Source organism: Pseudomonas syringae, assembly GCF_000737245.1.
In the GTDB taxonomy this organism is placed as follows: domain Bacteria; phylum Pseudomonadota; class Gammaproteobacteria; order Pseudomonadales; family Pseudomonadaceae; genus Aquipseudomonas; species Aquipseudomonas syringae_J.
Genome location: NZ_JPQU01000048.1, coordinates 18,494 through 44,956 on the forward strand (window position 1 = coordinate 18,494; position 26,463 = coordinate 44,956).

At 58.6% G+C, this 26,463-nt stretch carries 22 protein-coding genes; 5 read left to right on the forward strand and 17 right to left on the reverse strand.

Annotated features, from left to right (window positions below; genetic code table 11):
- The first annotated feature begins 25 nt into the window (after window positions 1–25).
- Window positions 26–520 (forward strand): YgjP-like metallopeptidase domain-containing protein, encoded by a 495-nt coding sequence (locus tag IV01_RS08205; protein WP_032630005.1) that lies wholly within the window; start codon window positions 26–28, stop codon window positions 518–520.
- Window positions 521–692: 172 nt separating this feature from the next.
- The gene (locus tag IV01_RS08200) at window positions 693–989 is read left to right on the forward strand and encodes a winged helix-turn-helix domain-containing protein (protein WP_032630006.1); all 297 of its coding nucleotides are present in this window, start codon (window positions 693–695) and stop codon (window positions 987–989) included.
- Between the two features lie 15 nt (window positions 990–1,004).
- On the opposite strand, the gene IV01_RS08195 is transcribed toward IV01_RS08200, so the two are convergent.
- Window positions 1,005–1,463 (reverse strand): GNAT family N-acetyltransferase, encoded by a 459-nt coding sequence (locus IV01_RS08195; protein ID WP_032630007.1) that lies wholly within the window; start codon window positions 1,461–1,463, stop codon window positions 1,005–1,007.
- A gap of 258 nt (window positions 1,464–1,721) precedes the next feature.
- On the opposite strand from IV01_RS08195, the gene IV01_RS08190 reads away from it, so the two are divergent.
- Window positions 1,722–2,459 carry a substrate-binding periplasmic protein gene (locus IV01_RS08190; protein WP_032630008.1) on the forward strand — a complete coding sequence of 246 codons (738 nt, stop codon included), beginning with the start codon at window positions 1,722–1,724 and terminating at the stop codon, window positions 2,457–2,459.
- Here IV01_RS08190 and yccS read toward each other — a convergent pair.
- From yccS to IV01_RS08125, 13 genes are all read right to left on the reverse strand, one after another.
- The gene (gene yccS, locus IV01_RS08185) at window positions 2,440–4,638 is read right to left on the reverse strand and encodes a YccS family putative transporter (RefSeq protein WP_032630009.1); all 2,199 of its coding nucleotides are present in this window, start codon (window positions 4,636–4,638) and stop codon (window positions 2,440–2,442) included. The two genes, IV01_RS08190 and yccS, sit on opposite strands and share 20 nt — an antisense overlap.
- 226 nt (window positions 4,639–4,864) lie before the next feature.
- Window positions 4,865–6,043, reverse strand: a complete 1,179-nt coding sequence (locus tag IV01_RS08180; protein ID WP_032630010.1) for an NAD(P)/FAD-dependent oxidoreductase — start codon at window positions 6,041–6,043, stop codon at window positions 4,865–4,867.
- Between the two features lie 146 nt (window positions 6,044–6,189).
- Window positions 6,190–7,569, reverse strand: coding sequence for an ATP-dependent RNA helicase DbpA (gene dbpA / locus IV01_RS08175; protein WP_032630011.1), 1,380 nt, complete (start codon window positions 7,567–7,569; stop codon window positions 6,190–6,192).
- 210 nt (window positions 7,570–7,779) lie between these two features.
- Complete coding sequence (gene mdtD / locus IV01_RS08170; protein ID WP_032630012.1) at window positions 7,780–9,189, reverse strand: multidrug transporter subunit MdtD; 1,410 nt, start codon at window positions 9,187–9,189, stop codon at window positions 7,780–7,782.
- A 187-nt stretch (window positions 9,190–9,376) separates the two neighbouring features.
- Entirely contained in the window at window positions 9,377–10,702 is a 1,326-nt protein-coding gene (locus tag IV01_RS08165; RefSeq protein WP_032630013.1) for a TldD/PmbA family protein, read from the reverse strand.
- Window positions 10,702–12,144, reverse strand: coding sequence for a TldD/PmbA family protein (locus tag IV01_RS08160; protein ID WP_032630014.1), 1,443 nt, complete (start codon window positions 12,142–12,144; stop codon window positions 10,702–10,704). The genes IV01_RS08165 and IV01_RS08160 overlap by 1 nt, the downstream gene beginning before the upstream one ends.
- Window positions 12,145–12,304: 160 nt before the next feature.
- Window positions 12,305–13,000 carry an RraA family protein gene (locus IV01_RS08155; RefSeq protein ID WP_032630015.1) on the reverse strand — a complete coding sequence of 232 codons (696 nt, stop codon included), beginning with the start codon at window positions 12,998–13,000 and terminating at the stop codon, window positions 12,305–12,307.
- A gap of 278 nt (window positions 13,001–13,278) precedes the next feature.
- Window positions 13,279–14,982, reverse strand: coding sequence for a choline dehydrogenase (gene betA, locus IV01_RS08150; protein WP_032630016.1), 1,704 nt, complete (start codon window positions 14,980–14,982; stop codon window positions 13,279–13,281).
- A 194-nt stretch (window positions 14,983–15,176) separates the two neighbouring features.
- The gene (gene betB / locus IV01_RS08145; RefSeq protein WP_032630017.1) at window positions 15,177–16,649 is read right to left on the reverse strand and encodes a betaine-aldehyde dehydrogenase; all 1,473 of its coding nucleotides are present in this window, start codon (window positions 16,647–16,649) and stop codon (window positions 15,177–15,179) included.
- A 114-nt stretch (window positions 16,650–16,763) separates the two neighbouring features.
- Window positions 16,764–17,357 (reverse strand): transcriptional regulator BetI, encoded by a 594-nt coding sequence (gene betI / locus IV01_RS08140; RefSeq protein ID WP_032630018.1) that lies wholly within the window; start codon window positions 17,355–17,357, stop codon window positions 16,764–16,766.
- Between the two features lie 254 nt (window positions 17,358–17,611).
- On the reverse strand, window positions 17,612–18,790 hold the full coding sequence (gene choV, locus IV01_RS08135) for a choline ABC transporter ATP-binding protein (RefSeq protein WP_032630019.1): 1,179 nt from the start codon (window positions 18,788–18,790) through the stop codon (window positions 17,612–17,614).
- A complete protein-coding gene (gene choW / locus IV01_RS08130) occupies window positions 18,787–19,632 on the reverse strand; it encodes a choline ABC transporter permease subunit (protein ID WP_032630020.1) in 846 nt (281 codons plus the stop codon). The genes choV and choW overlap by 4 nt, the downstream gene beginning before the upstream one ends.
- Before the next feature lie 66 nt (window positions 19,633–19,698).
- Window positions 19,699–20,646: a choline ABC transporter substrate-binding protein gene (locus tag IV01_RS08125; protein WP_032630021.1), complete on the reverse strand. Its 948-nt coding sequence runs from the start codon at window positions 20,644–20,646 to the stop codon at window positions 19,699–19,701.
- Window positions 20,647–21,656: 1,010 nt separating this feature from the next.
- Here IV01_RS08125 and IV01_RS08120 point away from each other — a divergent pair.
- Window positions 21,657–22,760, forward strand: coding sequence for a GlxA family transcriptional regulator (locus IV01_RS08120; protein ID WP_032630022.1), 1,104 nt, complete (start codon window positions 21,657–21,659; stop codon window positions 22,758–22,760).
- Between the two features lie 134 nt (window positions 22,761–22,894).
- Here IV01_RS08120 and IV01_RS08115 read toward each other — a convergent pair whose 3' ends face one another.
- Window positions 22,895–23,155, reverse strand: a complete 261-nt coding sequence (locus IV01_RS08115) for a hypothetical protein (protein WP_032630023.1) — start codon at window positions 23,153–23,155, stop codon at window positions 22,895–22,897.
- 180 nt (window positions 23,156–23,335) lie between these two features.
- On the opposite strand from IV01_RS08115, the gene IV01_RS08110 reads away from it, so the two are divergent.
- Window positions 23,336–24,172 carry a 23S rRNA (adenine(2030)-N(6))-methyltransferase RlmJ gene (locus tag IV01_RS08110; protein ID WP_032630024.1) on the forward strand — a complete coding sequence of 279 codons (837 nt, stop codon included), beginning with the start codon at window positions 23,336–23,338 and terminating at the stop codon, window positions 24,170–24,172.
- Window positions 24,173–24,430: 258 nt separating this feature from the next.
- Here IV01_RS08110 and IV01_RS0125310 read toward each other — a convergent pair whose 3' ends face one another.
- Window positions 24,431–25,261 (reverse strand): N-acyl homoserine lactonase, encoded by an 831-nt coding sequence (locus IV01_RS0125310; RefSeq protein WP_154232248.1) that lies wholly within the window; start codon window positions 25,259–25,261, stop codon window positions 24,431–24,433.
- 515 nt (window positions 25,262–25,776) lie between these two features.
- Window positions 25,777–26,247, reverse strand: coding sequence for an REP-associated tyrosine transposase (locus IV01_RS08105; protein WP_032630025.1), 471 nt, complete (start codon window positions 26,245–26,247; stop codon window positions 25,777–25,779).
- Window positions 26,248–26,463 lie beyond the last annotated feature (216 nt).

Sequence of the window (26,463 nt, forward strand, 5' to 3'; positions counted from 1 at the left end):
GGCTTTGAACTTAGTGTCACGGCTCATGCTCGCTCCTCTCAAATACCTTCAGGCTTACCCGCCGGCGCTTCAGGATCAGGTGCGGCAGCTGATCGCCCAGAACAAACTGGGTGACTACCTGCAGCAGCGTTATCCCGACCGCCATGCCGTGCAAAGTGACAAAGCGCTGTACGCCTATGCACTGGCCCTCAAGCAGGAACACCTGCGCAATGCGCCGAGCATCGATAAGGTGCTGTTCGACAATCGCCTGGACCTGACCCATCGCGCGTTAGGCCTGCACACGACGATTTCCCGGGTACAGGGCGGCAAGCTCAAGGCCAAGAAGGAAATCCGCGTGGCCTCCCTGTTCAAGGAAGCGCCGCCGCAATTTCTGGAAATGATCGTCGTCCACGAGCTGGCGCATTTCAAGGAGTCGGACCACAACAAGGCGTTCTACAAGCTGTGCGAGCACATGCAGCCGGGGTATCACCAGATAGAGTTTGATCTACGGATTTATCTGACCTGGCGGGATATGCAATAACACACAGGCTTGGCGTACCCCTTGTGGGAGCGGTGCTTGGTCTGGGCGGCATTCCGACGATAAGAGCACCGCAATTCTAACCTGACTCGCGTCCAGCCTTATCGTCGGAATGCCGCCCAGACCAAGCACCGCTCCCACAGGTCCAGTTCATGCCGCTCAATCAAGGATCACCATGGACATCAGCAAAACCAAAACCAGCTTCTACCGCCGCCTGTACGTGGCGTATCTGATCGATAGCGAACTTGCCAGTAATGTTCCTGCGCTGGTAGAAGCCACCGGCATGCCACGGCGCACGGCGCAGGACACCATTGCTGCGCTGGCAGATCTGGATATTCAGTGCGAATTCGAACAGCTCGATGGCGGCCGTAATCACGCCGGGCATTATCGGATTCGTGACTGGGGCGCGATCGACAAAAGCTGGATTGCGGCCCACCTGGGGCAAATCAAAACGGTGCTGAATTATCCCTGAGCGCAGTCAGTTGCTTCATTCAAGGTCGCGGCGCATGCCGATGTGAGGAATTTCATCCTCCAGATAAACCTCACCCACCGGTTCGAAGCCATAGCGCGCGTAGTAACGCTGCAAGTGCGCCTGGGCTGACAGATAAATGGGTTGGTCGGGCCAGGTTTTTTCTGCGTTTTCCAGCGCCTGTTCCATCAGCTCGTGACCGATGCCACGGCTGCGGATGGACGGTGCGGTCACCACGCGGCCAATGGTCACGTCGCCGCCTTGCTGGATCGGGTCGAGCAGGCGCAGATAAGCGACCAGACGGTCTTCCTGCCAGGCCATCAGATGGCAGGTGTCGCCCATCAAATCCAGCCCATCGACATCCAGATACACACACTGCTGCTCGACCACGAACACTTCAGCACGCAATTTCAGGATGGCGTAGAGCTGTTCCTTGCTCAGGTCGGTATGGTGTTTGCAGATCCAGTTGATTGACATGTCGCTGACTCGCAGAGGAAATCTGGAGGGAATACTAAACGCATCCTGGCAGATACCCAATAAAACCCTGAGATGAATTCACTGCTGGCGGGTCAAGAAACAGTAAGTAGATTGCTAAATGGATTTTTTGCTGCACCAGCGCACAAACGCAACCTTCGTATGAGTTGTGAAAACCGTGGAATGCAGCTTCAATAAAGGCGACATGCCAGTATCTTTGGCGTGTACTAATCGGGTTATACCCGTCTCAGGAACATGAGCATGCCGTGTTTGCTTCGAGCCTTGGGTTTGCTGGGAATGCTGCTGACGGCTCATGCCGCTGCTGCAGATAAACTTCGTTTGGTTGCCGATGCCTGGGCGCCGTTCACCGACGCTTCGCTGCTTAATAACGGCCTGGCGACCGATCTGGTGAGCACGGCGCTCGCTCGTGCCGGCTACACCTCTGAATACCATCAGGTCCCGTGGGCCCGAGCCATGCACGGTTTGGGGGAAGGCCATTACGACGTGCTGATCAATGCCTGGTACAGCGACGACCGAACGCGACTGGGTGAGTTCTCGGCGGAGTATCTGGTCAATCGCGTGCGCATCGTGAAACGCAGCCGGTCCAGCGTCGAGTTTCGCGATCTCAGCCAGCTCTACACACGGCCCATTGCGGTGGTGCGCGGCTACTCCTATTCCCCGGAGTTTGATAACGACCCGTTGCTGGAAAAGGTACCGGTCTCCAGCTTCATCATGGCTGCGCGCATGGTGGCTGCCGGACGAGTGGATCTGGCGGTGGAAGATGAGTTCGTCGCGCGTTACTACCTGGCTCGGGAGCCGAAGAATATCCGCGAGAATCTAGCGTTCCTGCCCAAATCACTGACCGAAAACAGCCTGCATATTCTGGTCAGTCTGAAAAACCCGCGTCATCACCAAATCGTCGCCGACTTCGACCGGGAGATAGCCGCCATGAAAGCTGACGGCACCTATGACGCGACGTTCAAACGGCATGGTCTGTAACCGGCGTCGGTGCTTTGATCAAGTGCGCGGCGAGGGTTCTTAACGGACCCAGTTGACGACAGATCAGCGCCAATTGCGTCTGCACCAGCCTCTGGCTCTCATCCAGATCGTCGGGCATCAGCTCAAGGTCGGAGGCCAGGGTTTCTTCAGTATCGCTGTGGATGGCCACCGGTTGCTTTTCGGCCAGGCTCTGGGCGATCTCGTCGATACTTGCCGCCAGCGTCGCGCCGACGCCTTCGATCAGGTGTTCGCGAACCTCCGAAGGCAACTGGGTTTCCCGATGCGCGCCGAGTCCTGACAGGTAGCTGAGCAAGGTGTGTGACAGCACCAGAAATCTGAACCCCACATCCGCCTCTTTGCGAAAGTGCCCCGGCTCCATGAGCATATTCGCCAGGGTAGTGGACAGTGCCGCATCGGCGTTATGCGCGTTGCGTCGGGCGAGGCGATAAGCGAGGTCGTCGCTTTTGCCCTTGGCGTATTGCTGCATGATCTGGCGCAGATAGATGCTGTTGCAGGTAAGCGTATTGGCCAGCACCTTGTTCAAGCGTCGGCCCTGCCAGTCCGGCAGGAACAGGAACACCGCCAGGCCTGCGATAAGACTGCCCAGCAAGGTATCGAACAGGCGCGGCAGGAACAGCCCATAACCGTCGCCGACCTGATTGAAGCAGAACAGCACCATGATGGTGATGGCCGCCGTCGACAGGGTGTAGCGGGTGGTGCGGTTGACGAAGAACACCACCCCCGCCAACACCGCGCACATCGATTGCAGGATGGGGCTGGTAACCAGATCGAACAGCGCCCAGCCGATGGTCAGGCCAATGGCAGTGCCGATGATCCGCTGGCCCAGTTTGCGCCGGGTCGCGCCATAGCTCGGCTGACAGACGAAAACGGTGGTGAGGATGATCCAGTAGCCCTGCGACGGGTGAATCAAGTGGACCATCGCGTAGCCAACCATCAACGCCAGTGGCAGTCGGAGGGCGTGGCGAAACAGCAGCGACGTCGGCGTCATCTGCAGGCGCAGGCGAGTCCAGGCGTCCTTGAGGGTGCGTGGGGAGCGGTCCAGCAGCGAGCTGTCGGTGGCGTCGGCCACTGCGTCCGGGTTGCTTGCGTCGCTGAGCAGGCGGTCAAGGGTCTCAAGGTTGTTCGCCAAGGCACGCAACGAACGCAACAGCCCGCGCCATGCTGGATTGCTCTGGATGCGCAAGTGCTCCAGCGACGCGCGCAGGTCTTCCATGGCGAAGGCGAAGCTGTCGTTGTAGACGAAGGGCTGGCGCAGTTGGATCGATTCCGACAGGGCTATGCAGGCTGAACCTTGTTGGCGCAGCAGACGCTGGCAGCGGAACAGCACATCGCTATGAAAAAACGCTTCGGCCAGGGAGTTGTAAGGGTAATGCGAGGAACTGGCGCGCTCGTGGATGTCCTGGGCGATGAAGTACAACTTCAGGTAACGGCTGACTTTCGAGCCGGGGCGACCGCTGCCGACCCGGTGCAGAATGATTTCCTTGGTGGCGTTCAGGGCTGCAACGACCCGGCCATTCTGCTGCGCCAACTCCAGACGCCGGGCTTCCACATCCAGCTGACGGATCGGCTCGAACAGGCTGGATTTCAGCTTCAGGTACTGGCCCAGTTCACGAAACAGCCGTGCCAGCGCCTGTTGCACTGGCTGGTTGGAAAACAGCATCTGCCACAGCACTGACAACAAACCGTACCAGGCGGCACCCGCCACCAGCAGCATCGGTTCATGCCAGAAGTCCAGCACCTGGCCGCCACGCTGATCGACGCCGATCATGGTGTAGACCGAGAGAATCAGCGTGCCATACGCAATGGCGCTGTAGCGTTCGCCCAGCGCACCAAGCATCGTCAGCGCGAAGCTGGCGACGGCCAGGGAGATGGCGAAAATCCATGGATAGGGAAACAGCAGCTCAACCGCCAGTGCTGCAATGCTGAAACACACCAGCGTTACCGCCAGTGCATTCAGACGGCCTTGCCAGCTATCGTCGGTCTCTGCCAGTGCGCAGGCGATAATCCCCAGAAACAGCGGGATCAGCAGGCCCATTTCATTCTGATACCAGCACAGCGCCATGCTGCCGGTCAGGGCAATGAATACCCGAACGCTGTAACTGAATTTATCCAGCGCCCACAGACGGCGGAAAGTATGACGAAGAGATTTCGAGGCCATAGAGGGGCTGTTTCACGGTTGATCAAGGCTGAGTGGATATGTACAGGCATGAGCCGGGTCTGTACATCGGCTGGGTGAAATTTATTGTGTCGCAAGAGCGATCGAGATCTAAACCTGTGGGAGCGGTGCTTGCCCGCGATATGGCTAGACGCGGTTCACTTTAAAGTTGCGGTGTCCTTATCGCGGGCAAGCACCGCTCCCACAGAAGAAAATTGTGTTCAGCTCATCAAACAAACTGCGCAGCCGCATACCCCGACGCCCACGCCCACTGGAAGTTGAAGCCGCCCAGGTGGCCGCTGACGTCCAGCACTTCACCGACAAAATACAGCCCCGGTGATTTCAGCGATTCCATGGTCTTGGACGACACTTCGCGGGTATCGATGCCGCCCAGCGTCACTTCGGCGGTGCGATAGCCTTCGGTGCCTGCTGGGACAACCTGCCACGACGCAAGTTTTGCGGCGATATCAGCCAGCTCGGCATGGGTGTATTGCTTCATTGGTTTGGACACGAACCACTGCTCGGCGATCAGGTTGGCCATCTTCTTGGTGAAGATTTCTCCCAGCAAGGTTTTCAATTCGCTGTTCGGCCGGTCGGCTTGTTGCTCAGTGAGCCAGCTGGCGACGTCATGATCGGGTAGCAAGTTGATCTCCACCGCATCGCCAGGATGCCAGAACGAAGAAATCTGCAGGATCGCCGGACCGCTGAGGCCCCGGTGAGTAAACAGGATGTTCTCGCGGAAACTCGTGTCATTGCAGCTGACCAGGCAATCCACTGAGGTGCCAGACAGCTCGGTGCACAATTCCTTGAGCTGATCGGTGATGGTGAACGGCACCAACCCGGCCCGGGTCGGCAGCAGCGTATGGCCGAATTGTTTGCCGACTTGATAACCAAAACCGGTCGCGCCCAGGGTCGGGATCGACAACCCGCCGGTGGCGATCACCAGCGATGCACAGCTGATGTTGCCCAGGGTCGTCGCCAGCATATAGCCGGTTTCGGTTTTCTCGATCTGCTGCACGGAGGTGTCCATGTGCAGGCTGGCACCGGCTTGCTTGCACTCGTCCAGAAGCATTTCGAGGATGTCGCTGGATTTGTTATCGCAGAACAGCTGGCCGAGTTTTTTCTCGTGGTACGGCACGCCGTGCTTGCCGACCATGGCGATGAAATCCCACTGGGTGTAGCGCGCCAGAGCCGATTTACAGAAGTGCGGGTTCTGCGACAGGAAATTACTCGGCTCGGTGTACATGTTGGTGAAATTGCAGCGTCCGCCACCGGACATGAGGATCTTCTTGCCGGGTTTGTTGGCGTGATCGATCAACATCACTTTGCGCCCCCGAGCAGCGGCGGTCAGCGCGCACATCAAACCTGCGGCGCCAGCGCCAATGATCACAACGTCAGTAACGGGCAAAGCGATTTCCTCGGGAGAGTTTAAGCACGGCCCCTGTGGGAGCGGTGCTTGCCCGCGATAAGGCTGGACGCGGTTCGCGTTAGAATCGCGTTGCTCTTATCGCGGGCAAGCACCGCTCCCACAGGTCCTGCGCTGGGTTTGCGACCTTACAAAATCCGGACGCGCAGCGATTTGCCTTTGATCTTGCCGTTGTTCAAACGCTCCAGCGCCTGTTTGGCGACGCCGCGTTCAACGGCCACGTAGGCCTGGAAGTCGAAAATCGCGATTTTGCCCACCTGAGCGCCAGGGATGCCAGCTTCGCCGGTCAGCGCGCCGAGGATGTCGCCCGGACGCAGCTTGTCTTTGCGGCCAGAGCCGATGCACAGGGTGCTCATGGTCGGGATCAACTGCGAACCGCCAGCGTTTTTCAGGCTGTCCAGTTGCTCCCAGCGCAGGGAGGCTTTCTGCAGTTCTTCGATGGCGCGGGCACGTTGGCTTTCGGACGGTGCAACGAGGCTCACGGCCACGCCTTTTTCGCCCGCACGACCGGTACGGCCGACGCGGTGAATGTGCATCTCGGAGTCACGGGCCAGTTCGACGTTGATCACCATGTCCAGCGCATCGATGTCCAGACCACGGGCCGCGACGTCAGTGGCAACCAATACCGAAGTACTGCGGTTGGCGAACATTGCCAATACCTGATCGCGATCACGCTGTTCCAGGTCGCCATGCAGGCCAACAGCTGAAATGCCTTTGGAGGTCAGGTGATCGACCACCTCCTGGCATTGCTGCTTGGTGAAGCAGAACGCGACGCAGGACTGCGGGCGGAAATGACCGAGGACTTTCACCACTGCGTCGAGGCGATCTTCCGGGGAGATTTCGTAGAAGATCTGCTCGATCTGGCTGTCGGCGTGCAGCGCTTCGACTTTGACGGTCTGCGGATCGCGCATGAACTTGGACGACAGTTGCTTGATGCCAACCGGGTAAGTGGCGGAGAACAGTAGGGTCTGACGCTTTTTCGGGGTCTGCTCGATGATATCGGCAATGGCATCGTAGAAGCCCATGTCCAGCATGCGGTCGGCTTCGTCGAGAATCAGCGTGTTCAGGCCATCAAGCACCAGCGAACCTTTGCGCAAATGCTGCTGAATGCGCCCTGGGGTGCCAACGATGATGTGCGCGCCATGCTCCAGTGAACCGATCTGCGGGCCAAACGGCACGCCACCGCACAGGGTCAGGACCTTGATGTTGTCTTCCGAACGGGCCAGGCGACGGATTTCTTTCGCCACCTGGTCAGCCAGTTCCCGCGTCGGGCACAGCACCAGTGCCTGACAGCCGAAGTAGCGCGGATTGATCGGATTGAGCAGACCGATACCGAAGGCTGCGGTTTTACCGCTACCGGTTTTGGCCTGGGCGATCAAGTCCATGCCCTTGAGAATCACCGGCAGGCTCTGCGCCTGAATCGGCGTCATCTCGGCATAACCAAGGGACTCCAGGTTACCCAGCATGGCGGCAGACAGAGGCAAAGTATTGAAAGCGGTGTTAGTCACGACAGTGGACCTGCAAAACAAAATGTCGCGCAGTGTATCAGGTCACGAGGCCATCAGGCTCGCTCCCGCTGGGTGGTGATTACCTGACTCCTGGATAGGATCCCCAGTGGGAGCAAGCTTGCTTGCGAAGAAAATTTTTCAGGCGCTACAAAGTCATTGGATGGATTGGCCCCTTCGCGAGCAAGCTCGCTCCCACAGGGGATCACAGGGTCAAGCTGCCTTGGCTTTCAACTCACGCGACGGCAATTGCAGGAATATCCCCGCCGCCAGCATCGCCATCACGCCCACGGTCAGGAAGGTCAGCTGGAACGCGCCCAGCACGCTGCTGACTTCGCCGGTCGAGACCTGCTCGGTAAAGCCACCCAACAACGCCGCTGCGCACGCCACGCCGAAGCTCAACGACAATTGCGCCACCACCGACAGCAAACTGTTACCGCTGGCGGCACTGGCGTCGTCTAGGTCGATCAACGTCACAGTGTTCATCGCGGTGAACTGCAAGGAGTTGACCGCGCCGAGCAGACCCAGATGCACCAGCAGCATCCAGTAAGGGGTTTGTGCATCTACCAAAGCGATGCTCGACAGCAGAATGCCCAGCATCAAGGTGTTGCCGGTGAGGATGATCCGATAACCGAGCCGCTCGATCAGCCAGCGCGCAACCGACTTGGCGAACATCGCCGCAGCGGCCAGTGGCAGCATGCTCATCCCGGCCTGGGACGGCGAGTAGCCCAGCGCCACTTGCAGCAGCAACGGCATGAGAAAGGGCAGGGCGCCGCTGCCCAGCCGGGCGAACAGATTGCCGAGGATGCCAACAGCAAAGGTTCGGGTGCGGAACAATGACGGAGCAAACAGCGGCGATTCAACGTGTCCGGCCCGCAGCCAATAAGCCGCCAGGCAGCCGAAGCCGGCGAACAACAGCAGCACCACGCGCAGGTGCGGCAAGTGCAATTCGCCCAGGCCTTCCAGCGCAATAGTGATCAGGACCATCGCTGCACCAAACAGCGCAAAGCCCACCCCGTCGAATCGTGTTCGCCCGCCGCCGGGCAGGTTGGGTATGAAGTGATGCACCGCCCAGCAACCGACAATGCCCACCGGAATGTTGATCAGAAAGATCCAGTGCCAGCTCAGGTACTCGACCATCCAGCCGCCCATGGTCGGGCCCATCAACGGGCCCAGCAGACCGGGCAAGGTGATGAAACTCATGATCCGCACCAGCTCCGAGCGCGGATAAGCCCGTAATACGATCAGCCGCCCGATGGGCAGCATCAACGCCCCACCAAGCCCTTGAACGATTCGCGCGCCGATCAGCATGCCCAGTGAGTTGGAAATCGCGCAGAGCAGCGAACCGAAGCTGAACAGCAGGATGGCACTGAAGAAAATCTGTTTGATCCCGAACCGGTCGGCAATCCAGCCGGAAGCCGGGATGAGCAAGGCGATGGTCAGCATGTAGGCAATGACCACCGACTGCATGCGCAAGGGGTCTTCAGCCAGCGACCGCGCCATGGACGGCAGCGCGGTATTGAGGATGGTGCCGTCCAGGCTCTGCATGAAGAACGCGATAGCCACAACCCAGGGCAACCAGCGAAGGGTTTTTTCATCCAGAAGCGGGGTGGTGGTCGGCATGGGGGTCCTTGTTTTTATTGCGGTGATTGTTGGAGGAGCGGACGACAACCAGTCGTGGGACCGGCTTTAGCCGGGAAGGCTGCATTCCAGACGCAGCAAATATTTTGGTTGCATTGGCCTCTTCCCGGCTAAAGCCGGTCCCACGACGGATCGCCGCCCATTCCCACAGGTTTGCCTTCGGCTGCTGTCACAGCGTCAACGTCAACCTGCTGATCAACGCCCCCGGCAACTGGCTGGAAGCTGTCTGGCGCTGACTATAGGTACTTGTGGAGAGAATCAGTTCCCGGTCGGTGGTCAATTCTTCCAGTGCACTGCCCAGCAAGCTGTAGACGCTGTCGTCGAAACGCATGGTGCTCACTGGTGCCTGAATCTTGCCGTCTTCGACCCAGAACGTGGCGAAGCGGGTCATGCCGGTCAGGCGTGCAGCGGGCTGATCGGAGTAGTTCAGGTACCAGAGGTTGCCGATGTACAGGCCGGTGCCGAGCTTTTGCAGAATCTGCTCCAGCGCCAGGCTTCCCGCCGCCATGCTCAATGAGCTCGGTGACTCCCACGGCTCGGCGCCATTGGCCCGCAACCCATATTCCGCAGCGCTGGCCGAACCGACCAGTTGTTCGCGACCCTGGCCGTTGGCGATCAGCGCCAGATCCTTGCGTGGATAACCTTCGCCGGAAAACGCTGGCGACAGCGAACCGGTGACTTGCTCATCAATGCTAACCGAAGGGCTGAGCTGTGCGTCGCCGCTGTACAGCCGTTGCAGCGGACTGGTCTTGGTCGCCAGAGACTGCGCCGAAAAACCTCCCCAACACAGCATGCCGACGATCTCGTCCATGGCCGCTGGCGCCAGATAGGCGCGGTATTGGCCGGGCGCCAGGGTTTTCAGCGGTCTGCCGAGAAACTCCAACTGCTCGCGAGCCGATGCAAAACGCTGGGTGAAAGCGGCGTCGCTCCATTCATGGCCGGCGTAGTTGGCTTTAACCGCCTGACCGTTCTCGTGGAACAGGCTCCAGTCGAAATTGAAGCTGTTGGCCTGATGCCAGCCAAAAGCGCCCCTTGAACTGGCGAAGCCGCGGTACAGCGGTCCAGCCGCGTAGAAACCAACCAGATCCAGACCTTGTGCCAGCCGCGCAATGTGTTCGACCACATGTTCGCTGTCCGGCAAGGCAACGTCTTGAATATTTGTGTGCTGCCAGGCTTCGGTGTTGGGCTGCAGATACGGATCCTTGTCGAGCAGCGTCAGGATTTCCCGCAACTGCTGCAGCGCTTCAATCAAGCGCTGGGCGTCTACCGTGCCATCGCCGCAAAGGGTCAGTTGCAGATCGGCATGACGTTCGTCGTCAATCAGCTTGAGGGTCACGCTGGCTTGCTGCACGTGGCCGACCTGACGCACCTTGGCGTGGTTGAAGCGAATGAAATCCGACTCTTCGGCGTTGTAGGCCAGGGTGAAATGTTCCTGCCCGGTGATCGCGGCCTTGAGCGTTTCCACCAGTGCCTGAAATTGCTCTTGATGCGACATCAGGCATCCCCTCCGAATACATCGACTTGCTTGAATACGCAGGCTGGCGAGGCATGGCCGACGCGTATGACCTGGTTGGGTTCGCCTTTGCCGCAATTGGGTGTGCCGAGCACTTTGAACGTGCTGCGGTCGCCCACGGCGCTGAGGTTTTTCCAGAACTGCGCGGAAATCGCCCGATAGTTGGGGTTCTTCACCACGCCTTTGAGTTCGCCGTTCTCGATCAACTGGCCCCACTCGCAGCCGAACTGGAATTTGTTGCGCGCGTCGTCGATAGACCAAGAACGGTTGGTGGACATCAGCACACCGTGTTCGATACCGCCGATCAACTGCTCAAGGGATTTGTCCCCAGGCTCGATGTTCAGGTTCGCCATGCGGTCGATGGGCGGACGGTTCCACCCGCAGGCACGGCTGTTGGCGACGCCAGGCATGTCGGCACGGTATTGCGACAGCGCGCCACCCAACGGACGCTCCAGCAGCCCGTTGCGAATCAGGAATTGCTTGCTGGCCGGAGTCCCATCGTCGTCGTGGCTGTAACTGGCCAGTTGCTCGGGGATTTCCGGGTCGAAGGTTACGTTGAGCAACTCTGAGCCGTACTGCAAGTGGCCGAAGTCGCTGGCTTTGACGAAGCTGGTCCCGGCGTAGTTGCGTTCATCGCCCAGGATGCGATCCAGCTCCAGCGGGTGGCCGATGGATTCGTGGATTTGCAGAATCATCTGGTCGGGCATCAACAGCAGGTCGCGAGGCCCGTTCGGCGTGTTGGGGGCCATGATTAGCTGCAAGGCCTGGTCGGCAACTTGAGCGGCTGCGCCCACCAGTCCGCAATTGCTGATGACTTCCGCGCCGCCTTGCTGACCGAAATTGTCCCGACCCAGGCTGCGGGTCTGGCTGTCGCTGCCGTCGAACGCGGTGACGGTCATGCCCGGATAGACAAAGCGCTGGGCTCGACGAATCTGCGCGCCAGCGTTGTTCAGGTAGATCTGCTCGACGTTTTCCAGGCCCAGGCTGACTTGCCAGTTCACCAGGCGTTCGTCTTTGGGCACGGCGCTGGACTCGCTCATCAGCAGCGCGATGCAGTCACTGAGCGGCGCAAAGGCATCGTGCAGATGCGGCGATAGGTAATCGGCACGCGCGGTCGCCACTGGCTGATCGCTGAGATCGAGCAGCGCATGGGGCGCAAGGCGTGAGGCGTGTTGTTCCGCCTGTTCCAAAGCCGCTTGCAGGCCGCGTTGCGATAAGTCCCGGGTCGCCGCGTAGGCTTCCACGCCGTTGAGGCGCACGGTCAGCATTGCGCCTTCGTCGCTGCTCAAGTGCGGCGGCTCGGCGACGTTCTTGCGCACGCACAAGTGCTGGCTGGTCTGGCGGACGTAACGCAGGGAAAAGAATTGGGCGCGGCTCTGCAGGGCGGCAAACCGCTGAGAGAGCTGAGCGGAGAGATCGAACATGCAGAGTGGCCTCTATGCTATGCGGGACTAATGGCCCGTAGGAGCGCGCTTGCCCGCGATCCAGTGCGTAGCGCTGGCAAAAGATTTGAGTCCAAATCAGATTGAAGGCCGTTCCGGCCTTATCGCGGGCAAGCGCGCTCCTACAGTCGAGCGGGGTGGATCAGAGAGGGCAACCCTTGGCACGCAGGATGGCGTCGAAACGATCCGGGTCCAGGGTGCCGGCTTCGATGGCCGCCAGGGTGGCTTTTTCACGAGCCAGCAGGTCCTGACAACGCACCAGCAGTTCCGGCAATTCGGCGCGGGCTGCGGCAACTACGCCGTCGCCATCGCCGATCATCAAGTCGCCGGGCATGACCAGCATGCCTGCGCAGGAAATCGGCACGTTGATTTCGCCGCCGCCGTCAGTGCTCGGCCCGCGATGCACGCCGCCGATGGCGTAGGCTGGAAGCTCACCGGTCTGCCATTCGTCCAAGTCACGGAGTGCACCGTTGATGACCACACCGACGATGCCAGCCTTGAGGGCCATGGCGCGCATGATGCCGCCGAATACGGCACGGGTCAGGTCGGCGCTGCCGTCGATGACCAGCACGTCGCCAGGTCGAGCCATTTGCATGGCTTTGAGGATCATCAGGTTGTCGCCGGGACGCACACGCACGGTCAGCGCGCTGCCGAGCATTGGTGCATTGCCGTGGAAGGCTTTGAGGCCCAGACCACCAACGTTACGACCCAGGCAGTCACTGACGGCGGCAGCAGGAATCTTGCTGAAAGCGGTCAGCCACTTCGGGTCCAGCGGCTCGGCGTTGGGGTTGATCAGATATCCGGTGGGCCATTTGCTCGAAGAAACTACATCAAACATGTGTAAGCCTCGTGGCCAGTCATTGCCGGCTTGTCGATTGAAGCGGGGGGGTTGATCTTGGGACTGACGCTAGATTAGGCCGCTGGCGCGGGAGCTTCAAGCGGCAAGCTTCAAGCCTCAAGATAAAAACGGTAGGGGGCAGGCACCGACGATCCAATGTGGGAGCGGTGCTTGCCCGCGATAAGGCTGGACGCGGTTCACTTTAGAATTGCGGCGACCTTATCGCGGGCAAGCACCGCTCCCACAGGGGCTTTGCGCTGTACCTGCCGGGACGGGTGTCAGTTAGCCGTACGACTCACTTCCCGTACCGGCTTGCCACGCACTGGCTTGCCAGCGGCGACGAAGTAGTCAGCCGTGCTGCGTGGCAATGGGGCGCGGCCGCGAATCTTGTCGGCGATTTTCTCGGCGATCATGATGGTTGGCGCGTTCAGGTTGCCGGTGGTGATCAGCGGCATGATTGACGCATCCACAACCCGCAGGCCCTGCATGCCATCTACGCGGCCTTCGCCGTCGACTACAGCCATTTCGTCCGTGCCCATCTTGCACGAGCACGACGGGTGATAGGCCGTCTCGGCATGTTCACGAATGAAGGTATCGAGCTCTTCGTCAGACTGCACTTCAATGCCGGGGCTGATTTCACGGCCACGGTACTGATCAAGCGCGGGCTGTTGCATGATTTCCCGGGTCAGGCGGATGCCGTCGCGGAATTCCTGCCAGTCCTGCTCACTGGACATGTAGTTGAACAAAATGCTCGGGTAGTCCCGTGGGTTCTTCGATTTGACCTGCACCCGGCCACGACTCGGCGAACGCATCGAGCCCACGTGGGCCTGGAAACCATGCTCCTGTACGCCCTTGGTGCCGTTGTAGTTAATCGCTACCGGCAGAAAGTGGTACTGAATATTCGGCCATTCGAATTCTTCACGGGAGCGAATGAAACCGCCCGCTTCGAACTGGTTGCTGGCGCCAATGCCCGTGCCAAGGAACATCCACTCTGCGCCGATGGCAGGCTGGTTCCACCACAGCAGAGACGGGTACAGCGACACCGGCTTGGTGCAGGAATATTGCAGGTACATCTCCAGGTGATCCTGAAGATTCTGGCCAACGCCGGGCAAGTCATGCACCACGGGGATGTCCAGCGCATTCAGGACTTCAGCCGGGCCGACACCTGAACGTTGCAGGATCTGCGGCGAGGCAATCGCGCCACCGCACAGCAAGACTTCCTTGCGGGCTCGGGCCTCGATGCGTGCATCGCTGTCGCCCACCAGATACGCAACGCCGATAGCTTTTTTGCCGTCGAACAGAATCCGGTCGGTCAGGGCATGGGTGACGATAGTCAGGGTCGAGCGCTTCTTGGCTTCGTCCAGATAACCGCGAGCTGTGCTGGCCCGACGACCTCTGGGCGTTACGGTGCGGTCCATGGGGCCGAAACCTTCCTGCTGATAACCGTTGAGGTCATCGGTGCGCGGGTAACCGGCCTGTACGCCCGCTTCAACCATGGCGTGGAACAGTGGGTTGTTACCGGCTTTTGGCGTGGTCACGCTGACCGGGCCATCGCCGCCGTGGTAATCGTTGGGGCCGATGTCACGGGTTTCCGCCTTGCGGAAATACGGCAGGCAGTCGGCGTAGGTCCAGTCTTCCAGGCCCGGATTTTTCGCCCAGCCGTCGTAATCCATGGCGTTGCCACGGATGTAGCACATGCCGTTGATCAGCGAAGAACCGCCAAGGCCTTTCCCGCGCCCGCACTCCATCCGGCGGCCGCCCATGTGTGGCTCTGGATCGGTTTCATAGGCCCAGTTGTAGCGACGGCCTTGCAGCGGGAATGCCAGTGCGGCAGGCATTTGTGTGCGGAAATCCAGACGATAGTCCGGGCCGCCTGCTTCAAGCAGCAGAACGGTGACGCCTGCGTCCTCGGTGAGACGGGCTGCCAAAGTGTTACCGGCCGATCCTGCGCCGATGATGATGTAATCGAATTCCTGGGACATTACTGCACCCTCTTTGAAAGTAGTCGGGGAGGGGGAATGACGTACTCATTCGACCCCTTGCACCCCATACAAGTGCGCGGTGCTGCTTAGGTCGTGGGACCGGCTTTAGCCGGGAAGACTGCATTCCTGATCACAGAGATGCATTGGATGTAAGGGCCTCTTCCCGGCTGAAGCCGGTCCCACGTCTACACTGACTAGAACACCGACGCGTATTCACCCAACTCAACCTGCACCGACTTGATCCGCGTGTACTGCGCCAGCGAGCTGATGCCGTTCTCGCGGCCGACGCCCGATTGTTTGTAGCCACCGACTGGCATTTCTGCGGCCGATTCGCCCCAGGCATTGATCCAGCAGATGCCGGCTTCGAGCTGGTGAATCACGCGGTGGGCGCGGTTCAGGTCTTTGGTGACGATGCCCGCCGCCAGACCGAATTCGGTGTCGTTGGCGCGACGGATGACTTCTTCTTCGGTGTCGTAACCGAGGATGCTCATCACTGGGCCGAAGATTTCCTCGCGGACGATTTTCATGTCGTCGCTGCAGTCGGTGAAGACTGTTGGGGCTACGTACGCGCCCTTGGCGAACTCGCCTTCGGTCAAGCGCTCACCACCGATCAGCAGGCGTGCGCCTTGCTCTTTGCCGGAGGCGATGTAGCCCAGCACGTTTTCCATGTGAGCGAAGCTGACCAGCGGACCGAAGTTGGTGTTTTCGTCTTCCGGGTTACCGACACGGATACGCTTCACCCGCTCGACGATTTTGGCTTCAAACGCTGCCTTCAAGGCATTGGGCACGAACACCCGAGTACCGTTGGTGCAGACCTGACCCGAGCTGTAGAAGTTGGCCATCATCGCGATGTCGGCGGCGCGATCCAGATCGGCGTCGTCGAAGATGATCAGCGGCGACTTGCCGCCCAGCTCCATGGTCACTTCCTTGAGAGAAGAACTGGAAGCAGCAGCCATGACTTTTTTGCCGGTCTGAACGCCACCGGTGAACGAGACTTTCTCGATACGCGGATGCTCTGTCAGCCAGTTGCCGACCTCTGCACCAGTGCCGGTCAATACGTTGAACACACCATCCGGAACGCCGGCTTCGGTGTAGATTTCGGCCAGCTTCAAGGTAGTCAGGGAAGTGACTTCGCTTGGCTTGAAGATCATCGCGTTGCCAGCCGCCAGGGCGGGTGCGGATTTCCACAGGGCGATCTGGATCGGGTAGTTCCAGGCACCGATACCGGCCACTACGCCCAATGGCTCGCGACGGGTGTAAACGAAGGAAGAGGTACGCAGCGGGATCTGTTCGCCTTCAATGGCGGGAACCAGGCCTGCGTAATACTCAAGCACATCGGCACCGGTCACGATGTCGACGTATTTGGTTTCCGAGAACGCCTTGCCGGTGTCCAGAGTTTCCAGCGCTGCCAGTTCATCGTTACGCTCACGCAGGATCTCCACGGCGCGGCGCAGGATTCGTGAACGCTGCATGGCGGTCATCTCGGCCCAGATTTTCTGGCCTTTTTCGGCGCTGACTACAGCGCGTTCAACGTCGTCTTTGGAGGCGCGCTGGACTTGAGCCAGCACCTCACCATTGGCTGGGTTGATGGCATCAAAGGTCGCATTGCTGGTGGCGTCTACGTAGTTGCCGTCGATGTAGAGTTTTTGCTGTTCGAAACGGGCCATAAAGTCCTCGCAAATTCTTCAGTGGCTGGCGATGACTGTTGTCAGCTTGCCATGTGAGATTGGGCAACGCCGTCATGCAGTCGTTCGGTGCTCGCTTCAGGAAAGTGAAGCGTTTCAGCTCACCGCTTTCGCCAGTTGGAAATCCATGTATTCGTAGGCGATCTGTTGCGCCTGTTCAGTGTCGAAGGCGTCGCCCGACAGTGCGCCGCGCAACCACAGACCATCGATCAGAGCCGCCAGGCCACGAGCCGCGCTTCGCGCTTGCTCCAGTGGCAGTACACGACGGAACTGACAGCACAGGTTCGAATACAGGCGGTGATCGTTGATCCGCTGCAGCCTGTGCAATGACGGCTGGTGCATGCTGGAGGCCCAGAAGGCCAGCCAGGTTTTCATCGCCGGGCCATTGACCTGGCTGGCGTCGAAGTTGCCCTCGATGATCACTTGCAGATGCGCCCGTGGGCTGTCATCGGTGAGGGCCAGCCGGCGTTCGCCGACGTTCTCGATCAAGGCATTCATCAGGTGGCGCATGGTGGCTGCGATCAGGCCATTCTTGTCCTGAAAGTAGTGACTGATGATGCCGTTTGAAACACCTGCCAGACGAGCAATCAGCGCAATGCTGGCCTCGCCCATGCCGACTTGGTCCACCGCGGTTAGCGTGGCGTGGATCAACTGTTGACGGCGGATGGGTTGCATACCGACCTTGGGCATTAGCTGAAATCTCCTGGTTCGTCGGGCTGCTGCACTGCCCGAAAAGGCTCCGCTACTCTAAAGGTTTTTTATTGAACGTTCAATCAATAAAAAAGGGTGGACGCGTGCAAAGCCTCTAAAATGCACCCTGTCAGTCAATGGAATGCAATTCTTTTGTAGGAGCGCGCTTGCCCGCGATGGCGGTCTGTCTGCGACAAATCTGGCGTTTGACACACCGCCATCGCGGGCAAGCGCGCTCCTACAGTGTCAGGCTGTTACCCCAAGTTTTTACCAAGAAGCGCGTGGTACAACTCGCTATCGCCCAGTATCCCCACCACCTGATTGCCATCCTGCAGCACCAGTTTGTTGCCGGTCTGGTAGCGGATTTGCAGTGCGTCGCGCATGCCGATGTTGGAATGCACCAGGGTCGGTTTGCGGTCCAGGCTGTCCATCGGTTGGCCCGGCGTCCAGTTCTGCAGATCCAGCTGACCCGCGCCCTGGCGTGCGCCTTTGATGGTGTTGCCTTCTGCCAGCTCCAGCCACGAATCGACGCTTGGGTCCAGGCACACTGAGCCGTTGACCCTGGTGCAATTATCCAGCGTGCGCATCAGGCTGCGACCGCACAGGACGTTGAGCGGGTTGGTGTGGGCGACGAAAGTGCGCACGTAATCATCGGCCGGGTTGAGGACGATTTCTTCCGGCACGCTGTACTGGATGATCCGGCCGTCTTTCATGATCGCGATACGGCTGCCGAGCTTGAGGGCTTCGTCCAGATCGTGGCTGACGAAAACGATGGTCTTGCTCAGCTTGTTTTGCAGCTCCAGCAGTTCGTCCTGCAAGCCTTGGCGGATCAACGGGTCCAGGGCCGAGAACGGTTCGTCCATCAACAGGATGTCGGCGTCCATGGCCAGCGCACGGGCCAGGCCCACGCGCTGCTGCATGCCGCCGGACAGTTCGTCAGGCTTCTTGTTGCGCCACTGCGTCAGGCCGACCAGTTCGAGTTTTTCATCCACCAGTTTGCGACGTTCTTTTTCAGGACGGCCCTGCATTTCCAGGCCGAAGCTGATGTTCTCGCGCACCGTCAGCCAGGGCATCAGGGCGAACTTCTGGAACACCATGGCGATACGCTTGGTGCGCATCAGTTTCAGCTCGGCGGGGGTGCAGTTCGCGATATTGATCTGCGAGCCTTCGTGCTCCACATAGAGCGCGCCACGGCTCACCGTATTGAGGCCATTGATGCAGCGCAACAGGCTGGATTTACCCGAGCCGGACAGGCCCATCAGCACGCAGATTTCGCCTTTTTCGACTTCCAGCGTGGCCTTTTCAACACCGACGATCTGCCCGGTTTTTTTCAGGATCTGATCGCGGGTCATGCCCTGATCGAGCAGCTTGAGCGCCTCGCGCGGGTCTTTGGAAAAGATAACGTCAACGTTATCGAATTTAATAATGCTCATGCGTCAGCCCTCACTTTAGCTTCGGGTTGTTTGCAGATGCGGTCGAGCATGATGGCCAGCAATACAATCGCCAGACCCGCTTCGAAGCCTAGAGCGATGTCGGCGGTATTGAGTGCATTGACCACGGGTTTGCCCAGGCCGTCAGCGCCTACCAGTGCCGCGATCACGACCATCGACAGCGACAGCATGATGCATTGGGTGATACCGGCGGCAATGCTTGGCATGGCGTAAGGCAGTTCGATGCGGGTCAACAGTTGGCTGCGTGAAGAGCCAAAGGCTTTACCGGCATCCAGCAATTCGTGGGGCACATCGCGGATACCCAGATACGTCAGGCGGATCGGCGCGGCGATGGCAAACACCACTGTGGAAATCAGGCCGGGCACCACGCCCAGTCCGAACAGGGTCAGGGTAGGGATCAGGTATACGAAGGTTGGCACCGTCTGCATCAGGTCCAGAACCGGCCGCATGATGGTGTAGAACATCGGCTTGTGCGCGGCAATGATGCCCAGCGGCACGCCGATCAATACACAGACGAAGGTTGCGAACAGCACCTGCGCCAGGGTTTCCATGGTCTGTTCCCAATACCCCAGATTGAGGATAAGCAAGAACGACAGGATCACGAAAGCCGTCAGGCCCCACTTGCGCTGGATGAAGTGGGCGAGCACGGCGATCAGGCCGATCAGAACGAAAGGGTTGAACCAGGTCAGCGAAAACGTGAGGCCATGGATCATGGTTTCCAGCGTTGAGGCGATCGCGTCGAAAGTACTGGCGCCGTGTTGGGTCAGCCAGTCGACGAAGGCCGCGATGTATTCGCCTAGAGGGATTTTATGATCAGTCAGCATGGTATCGATTTTCCGCTTGCGGGAGGAAAGGGGACAACAGGCGAGCGAACCCGCCTGCCTGTCGGATTACTTCGTCAGCTGGGCTTTGGCGGCCTCCAGGCCTGGTTTACCGTCCACTGTTGTTACACCGGCCAGCCAGGTGTCGAGCACCTGCGGATTGGCTTTGAGCCACGCCTTGGCGGCTACGTCAGGCTTCTGTTTGTCGTCCAGGACTTTCCCCATCAGGGTGCTTTCCATCGGCAGGGTGAACGACAGGTTTTTCAGCAATTGACCCACGTTGCTGCACTCTTGAGCGTAGCCTTTGCGCGTGTTGGTGAAGATGGTCGCCTGGCCGAAGTTCGGGCCAAAGAACTCATCACCGCCAGTCAGGTATTTCATCTTGAAACGGGTGTTCATCGGATGCGGTTCCCAACCCAGGAATACCACGTCGGTGTTACGGCGCGATGCACGATCAACCTGCGAAAGCATGCCCGCTTCGCTGGACTCGACCACTTTGAAACCGGCGTCTTTCAGGCCGAAAGCATTCTTGTCGATCATGCTCTGGATCAGGCGGTTGCCATCGTTGCCTGGCTCGATGCCGTAGATCTTGCCGTCCAGCTCTTTCTTGAACTTGGCAATGTCGGAGAAATCCTTCAGGCCCTTGTTATACAGGGCCTCTGGGACCGCCAGGGTGTACTTGGCGTTCTCCAGGTTCGCGCGCACGGTTTCCACGGTGCCGGCATCACGATACGGCTTGATGTCGTTTTCCATGGTCGGCATCCAGTTGCCGAGGAACACGTCCATGTTCTTGCCGTCAGCCAGGGACTTGTAGGTCACGGGTACGGAGATCATGGTGGTCTTGGTCTTGTAGCCCAAAGACTCGAGCACTGCGCTGGTCACGGCCGTGGTCACGGTGATGTCAGTCCAGCCCACGTCGGAAAAATTGACCGTATGACACTGCGCGGGCTCGGCGGCCTGGGCCAGCACCGGCATGCCTAAAGCAACAGCCAGTAGCAGCGATTTAGAACCTTTCATCAAGAGCACTCCCTTTGGATTTTCTTCTCGTCATCAGCTACGCGAGCCAATGCGGTTTGTGTTTTTTTCGGCTGTAGTACAAAGCGTTTGATCAAGGCTCTTTCACTGCGGCTGGCGATTGAGTCGATAGCGATCATGTAACAGCAAAAATCAAACGCCTACAGGGGGGGTCGTAACCAGTACATAGGGAGTCGTATCCAGTGCCGGTGACGTCGCTTACAGCTTTTTTCCATGCCGCAAGGACACTTTTGCTGCGTAAAAGCGGCGAAAACCGGCGCGTGACGACCCTTTGACTGGCGGGCGGCGTTGGTGGGTATGAGTGAGTCGGTATGGGGTGATGCAAGCACTTGCAATGGCCCGATGATGCAGCGTAGCAGCTGCATTTAACGTCTGCTGACCCCTCAATTCACCCGCCCCGGTGGTTTTGGATGGTCATTTGAGTGGTACGTTCCCTAATGGATCGAACGATGCATATCCCTGTGGGAGCCGAGCTTGCTCGCGAAGACGGTCTAACCGACCCAGATGATGTGTCGGATGTGCCGGTGTCTTCGCGAGCAAGGTGGAGCGCCACCCCGGTCGCTCCCACAGGATTTTGGCGTCATGCCATAGGCTGCGCTCTTATTGGTCACCGACCTCATCCACTGCGACCTTTTGGCGCGAAAGCCAATGAATATGGCGCAATGCTATGTCTATGGGCGCGCTGCAGTCAGGCCGTTCCGTGCGTTGAGTGACACTGCCGTGCGACGGCCGGTTTCTCACCTACACAAGTGCTACCGAAGTGCTCACCCAACCCATGCCATGCGGCTCGCATAGCTTGCTCGCGTCGCAAATCGACAACCCGCGTCGCTGCTGAATAGACACATCACGACGTCGTTTTCAGGGGTTATTGAATGGCCATTCAAGTTTAGGCATGGCATTTGCGTTGTCATCACAAAGCCCTGCTTTACATGGGGCAATAACAAGAGCCTCCACCTGAGGCCTCCAACCGCATTGTGTGAGGAGATACCGTGATGACTTCGTTCAACTCCGGGGCGCAACCCCAGAATCGCGCACCACAATCCATCGGTTTTCTGCTGTTGGATAACTTCACTCTGATCTCTCTCGCATCAGCGGTTGAACCTCTGCGCATGGCTAACCAGTTGTCCGGTCGTGAGCTGTATCGCTGGACCACACTAACTGCCGACGGCGGTCAGGTCTGGGCCAGCGACGGTCTGCAGATCACCCCTGACGCCGCCATGCAAAAGGCCCCAGCCATGGACACAATCATTGTCTGTGGCGGTGTGGGCATTCAGCGCACGGTTACCCGTGAGCACGTCAGCTGGCTGCAGAGCCAGGCGCGTCAGTCCAAGCGTCTGGGTGCGGTGTGCACCGGCAGTTGGGCATTGGCCTGCGCGGGTCTGCTCGATGGTTTTGATTGCAGCGTGCACTGGGAATGCCTGGCCTCGATGCAGGAAGCCTTTCCCCGGGTCGCCATGAGCACTCGGTTATTCACCCTGGACCGCAACCGCTTCACCAGTTCGGGCGGCACCGCGCCGCTGGACATGATGCTGCACCTGATCAGTCGCGATCATGGTCGTGAACTGTCGGCCGCGATTTCCGAGATGTTTGTCTACGAGCGCATCCGCAATGAGCAGGATCACCAGCGCGTGCCGCTCAAGCACATGCTGGGCACCAATCAGCCGAAACTGCAGGAAATCGTCGCGCTGATGGAAGCCAATCTTGAGGAGCCCATCGACCTGGATGAGCTGGCGGTCTACGTCGCCGTCTCCCGGCGTCAGCTGGAGCGGCTGTTCCAGAAATACCTGCACTGCTCGCCGTCGCGTTACTACCTGAAACTGCGCCTGATCCGCGCTCGGCAATTGCTCAAGCAAACGCCGATGTCGATCATCGAAGTGGCTTCCGTGTGCGGCTTTGTCTCAACGCCACACTTCTCCAAATGCTACCGCGAATACTTCGGCATCCCGCCGCGTGACGAACGCGTGGGCTCCAACACCACCCAGCAAGTCGCCATGATGCCAATCCCGCAAGCCATGGTCCTCGCTCCGCTGTCAGGCCCGCTATCGGCCTTGAGCCAGGCCCGGAACGAGTCGACCTTTGCGAGTGTGCGGTTGTAAGACGCCACTGTTGTCGTGGGACCGACTTCAGTCGGGAACGGGCCGGTCTGAGCGCTGTTCTGAGTTATGACGCGCGACGCCTTCCCGGCTAAAGCCGGTCCCACGCCAATATGGGGCCCGTGACGAAATTGAGTTCACCCACGCGCCTGCTTGTACTCGACCAATGCCGGCAACAACTGTTTATCGATCGCCTGCCTTACTGCTGGCAAGATCGTTGCGCTGCCGCTGAGCATTTGTTCTACCAGGCGGCGCAGGGCTGTGGCTCGGTCGTCGGTGAGGCCGCAGACGGCTTGTGCGCAGGCTTGCTCGGCAGTTGCGCCGGAGGGCATCTCGAAGCCGATTGCCCTGAGCTGGCTGATCAAATCTTCCTGGTCAATCAAGTCCACGTGCATCATCCCATGCGCTCCTTTTTGTTTAGGTATGGGGTGATTCTGGTAGTGCCAGGGGGCATCGGCAAGGTCCGTTTGCAGGGATGGCCGTCATGCCTATGATCAGGTCGTTTTCGGATAGCCCAGGCTGCGATCAAATAATGCCCGCGTCAATTTGCTAAACTGCGCAGCCTTCGAGGAGCTGCCATGAATTACCGCCACGCTTTCCATGCCGGCAACCACGCCGATGTGCTCAAACACCTGATCATGACTCGCTTGTTTGCCCTGATGGCACGCAAGGAGCAGCCGTTCGCCTATATCGACAGCCACGCCGGGCTAGGGCTGTATGACCTCAAAGGCGATCAGGCCAGCCGCACCGGCGAATACCTGGAAGGCATCGCCCGCTTGTGGGATGCGCCGGATTTGCCTGCGCTGGCGTCCGATTACATGCAATTGCTGCATGACATGAACCCCGATGGGGAATTGCGTTACTACCCCGGCTCCCCCGAAATCGCCCGCCGCTCGACCCGCGCCAACGACCGTATTCTGCTCAACGAAAAACACCCGGAAGACGGGCGCCTGTTGAAAGAAAACATGAAGGGCGATCGTCGCGTGGCAGTGCATCTGGGGGAAGGCTGGCATGTGCCCCGCGCGCTGTTGCCGGTAGGCGAGAAGCGGGCGGTGCTGCTGATTGATCCGCCTTTTGAGCAGCTCGACGAAATGAAGCGCTGCGCAGTCGCCCTGAAAGAAACCATCGGCCGTATGCGCCAGACCGTGGCGGCCATCTGGTATCCAGTCAAGGATCAGCGCCTGCTCAAGCGTTTCTACCAAGACCTGGCCGAAACCGGCGCGCCGAAACTGCTGCGCGTCGAGCTGTACGTCCACCCGCTCGACACCCCCGCCAGCCTCAACGGCTCAGGTTTGGCCATCGCCAACCCACCTTGGGGCCTGGAAGAAGAACTGCGCGAGCTGCTGCCGTATCTGGCGCAGAAGCTGGGACAAACCAAGGGTGACTGGAAGATGGATTGGTTGATTGCTGAGTGATGAGAGGCTTGTGGGGCGCGTCTGGAGAGCTGCGGTGAGATCACCCGTCGTCCAGGCGCGTCTACGCTCTTGCAGGAAAGCATGTCAATTCAGATAATCATTTTGCGTCTAATCTAATAAGAGCCTGATTTTCAGCATGCAATAGTTTTGATTGCTCTGCACAGGCGCTCGCTAACGAGTTAACGCTTGCTGGATATAATCACCTTTACACTAGAGGGTCATGGAGTGACCAGAAAAGCGTTCAGATCAATCATGAGATTAAGGGATATCAATAACTTGATCCTCGGGTAGGTAGTCGAATCTGAACTCCTCCGCCGTATGTAGGGTTTGAATAGCAGTGATAGGTACACTGAGGCCTGTCACATTTTTAAAATCGAGCTGATTGCGTTGCGCATTTTCACGTGCCCCAAAATTCCAGGCGGTGTTATACCAAAACGCTTGTAAGGGCAGGTTGCGGCCCTCGCCGTCAGGCCATACCGCAAGCACTAATTCATTGCTACGCGCGAAAACGCCCTCTCCGTGATTGCGTTTATAAAGCTCCATTGCCTCTAGTGTTGCGATAAAAGCGGTCGTTGCGCCAGCACCTAAGGCACGCCTTACATCGAAGCCGCACGTAGTTTCCTGTCCTCCTTGGCTCGTCGTAAAATGGTCATACCAACCGCTTGCGCTAGTAACGCCTTGGGATTGGCAGGGTTCACTGGTCGGAAAATTAGGCATTGCGCCACAGCCTGTTCCCTCCCGAAGGAACGAGAGCGCAGTCTGTGGGAACGAGCAAAGCACTTCTGGCGCCAATTTCCCAATGGCATAAAAGGGCGGTGAGAAGAGATAGCCGTCCTCCCCCAGTAGCTCTATGAATTGTGAGTCTGTTCTCAGCCAGCCAAAGGAAACGCCGCCTTTCGTGTGGGCCTCTATAGAGTTATCCCAGACATGGTAAGTTGGGTAAAAATCGGCATATCTGATGAGCACGCCACTACATAGAAACGCCGGTTGTGTTGCAGTTCCACAGTTGACGCGCGTCTCGTTAAAGCGTTCGGTAATTTGCCATGCTACCAATTCTCCCGTGCTATATGACATAGCTTTGGGCGGCATATGTTGAGCAGGTCTATTTAGTTGTTCTGATGTGTAAGTGCAACTTGTCAGTATTATGGTAGTGGCGATTTAGTAAAGTTTTAAACATGGAGTTATATCTCCGTGTTGGTGGGTGGTGTTATTCGGTCGTTTGGCGTGTGTACTCGAGTGTTAGTGTAGTACGTTGATTTTGGGGATGTGCTGTTTGCTATGTTGTGTGTGAGAATCATTTGAAGTGGTTTCGAGATTTTTATCGCGAGATACAATATTGTTATTGCGAGGGGCTATGGGGTGTCGGCGTTTTATTCTGGTTGGTACCTGAATAAGGAATTACGCGGCCTCGCCGGGCGCGGAGACTCGCGCAGACCGATGGTGGATGGGTTGATAGGGGAGCCACAATTCTGCGGTGTGAAACCTGACGCTTTCCCGGCTAGAGCCGGTCCCACGACACAACTCGACGTGGGACCGGCTTCAGCCGGGAAGAGGCCGGTATGAGCGCCATCAATTATGCGGTGTGACGCCTCACACCTTCCCGGCTAGAGCACGTCCCATGTCCATACACAGTCCCATAATGGGTAATCCCCTTTGTGCTCAACCAACCCGGCTCTTACCGGATTGGCTATGACGTACCGAACCATCTCCGCCAAGTCATCTTCGACCCGTACCCTGCGATCGTGATAACCCTTCTGCCATGTGAGCTTTTTGGCACCGTATGCCTTGTTGATTGCGAAGGAGCTACCGCCTTTCAGCGACTGCATGAGCGTCGCCAGCGATCCTGACTTCAACTCAAGCAGCCAGTGAAAATGGTCCGGCATAATCACCCATGCCAGTGAGTTCACGACATCAGAGTTGTGCAGGCGCTTCATTTCACTGACTAGCATGCGACCAATATGGAAGTCGCTGAATACGGGGTGGCGATCTTTTATGACGCAAGTTATCAGGTAGCTGTGGCCAGGCCTGGAGAATCGATTGGTGCGAAGAAGACGTTCGTGGGCATATCCTTGCATTCCTTTGCTTCCCTTCTGGATCTGAAGGCAAAGAATAAGAGCACTGTGACGCTATAGACATTGATGATGGTTATCCGGAAATGTCGGAGCCTGGGCCGTGCAGGTCGAGCATGCTCAACGCTTTCCCGGCTTAAGCCGGTCCCACGACACAACCCGACGTCGGACTGGCTTCAGCCGGGAAGAGGCTGGTATGAGCGCCATCAATTCTGCGGTGTG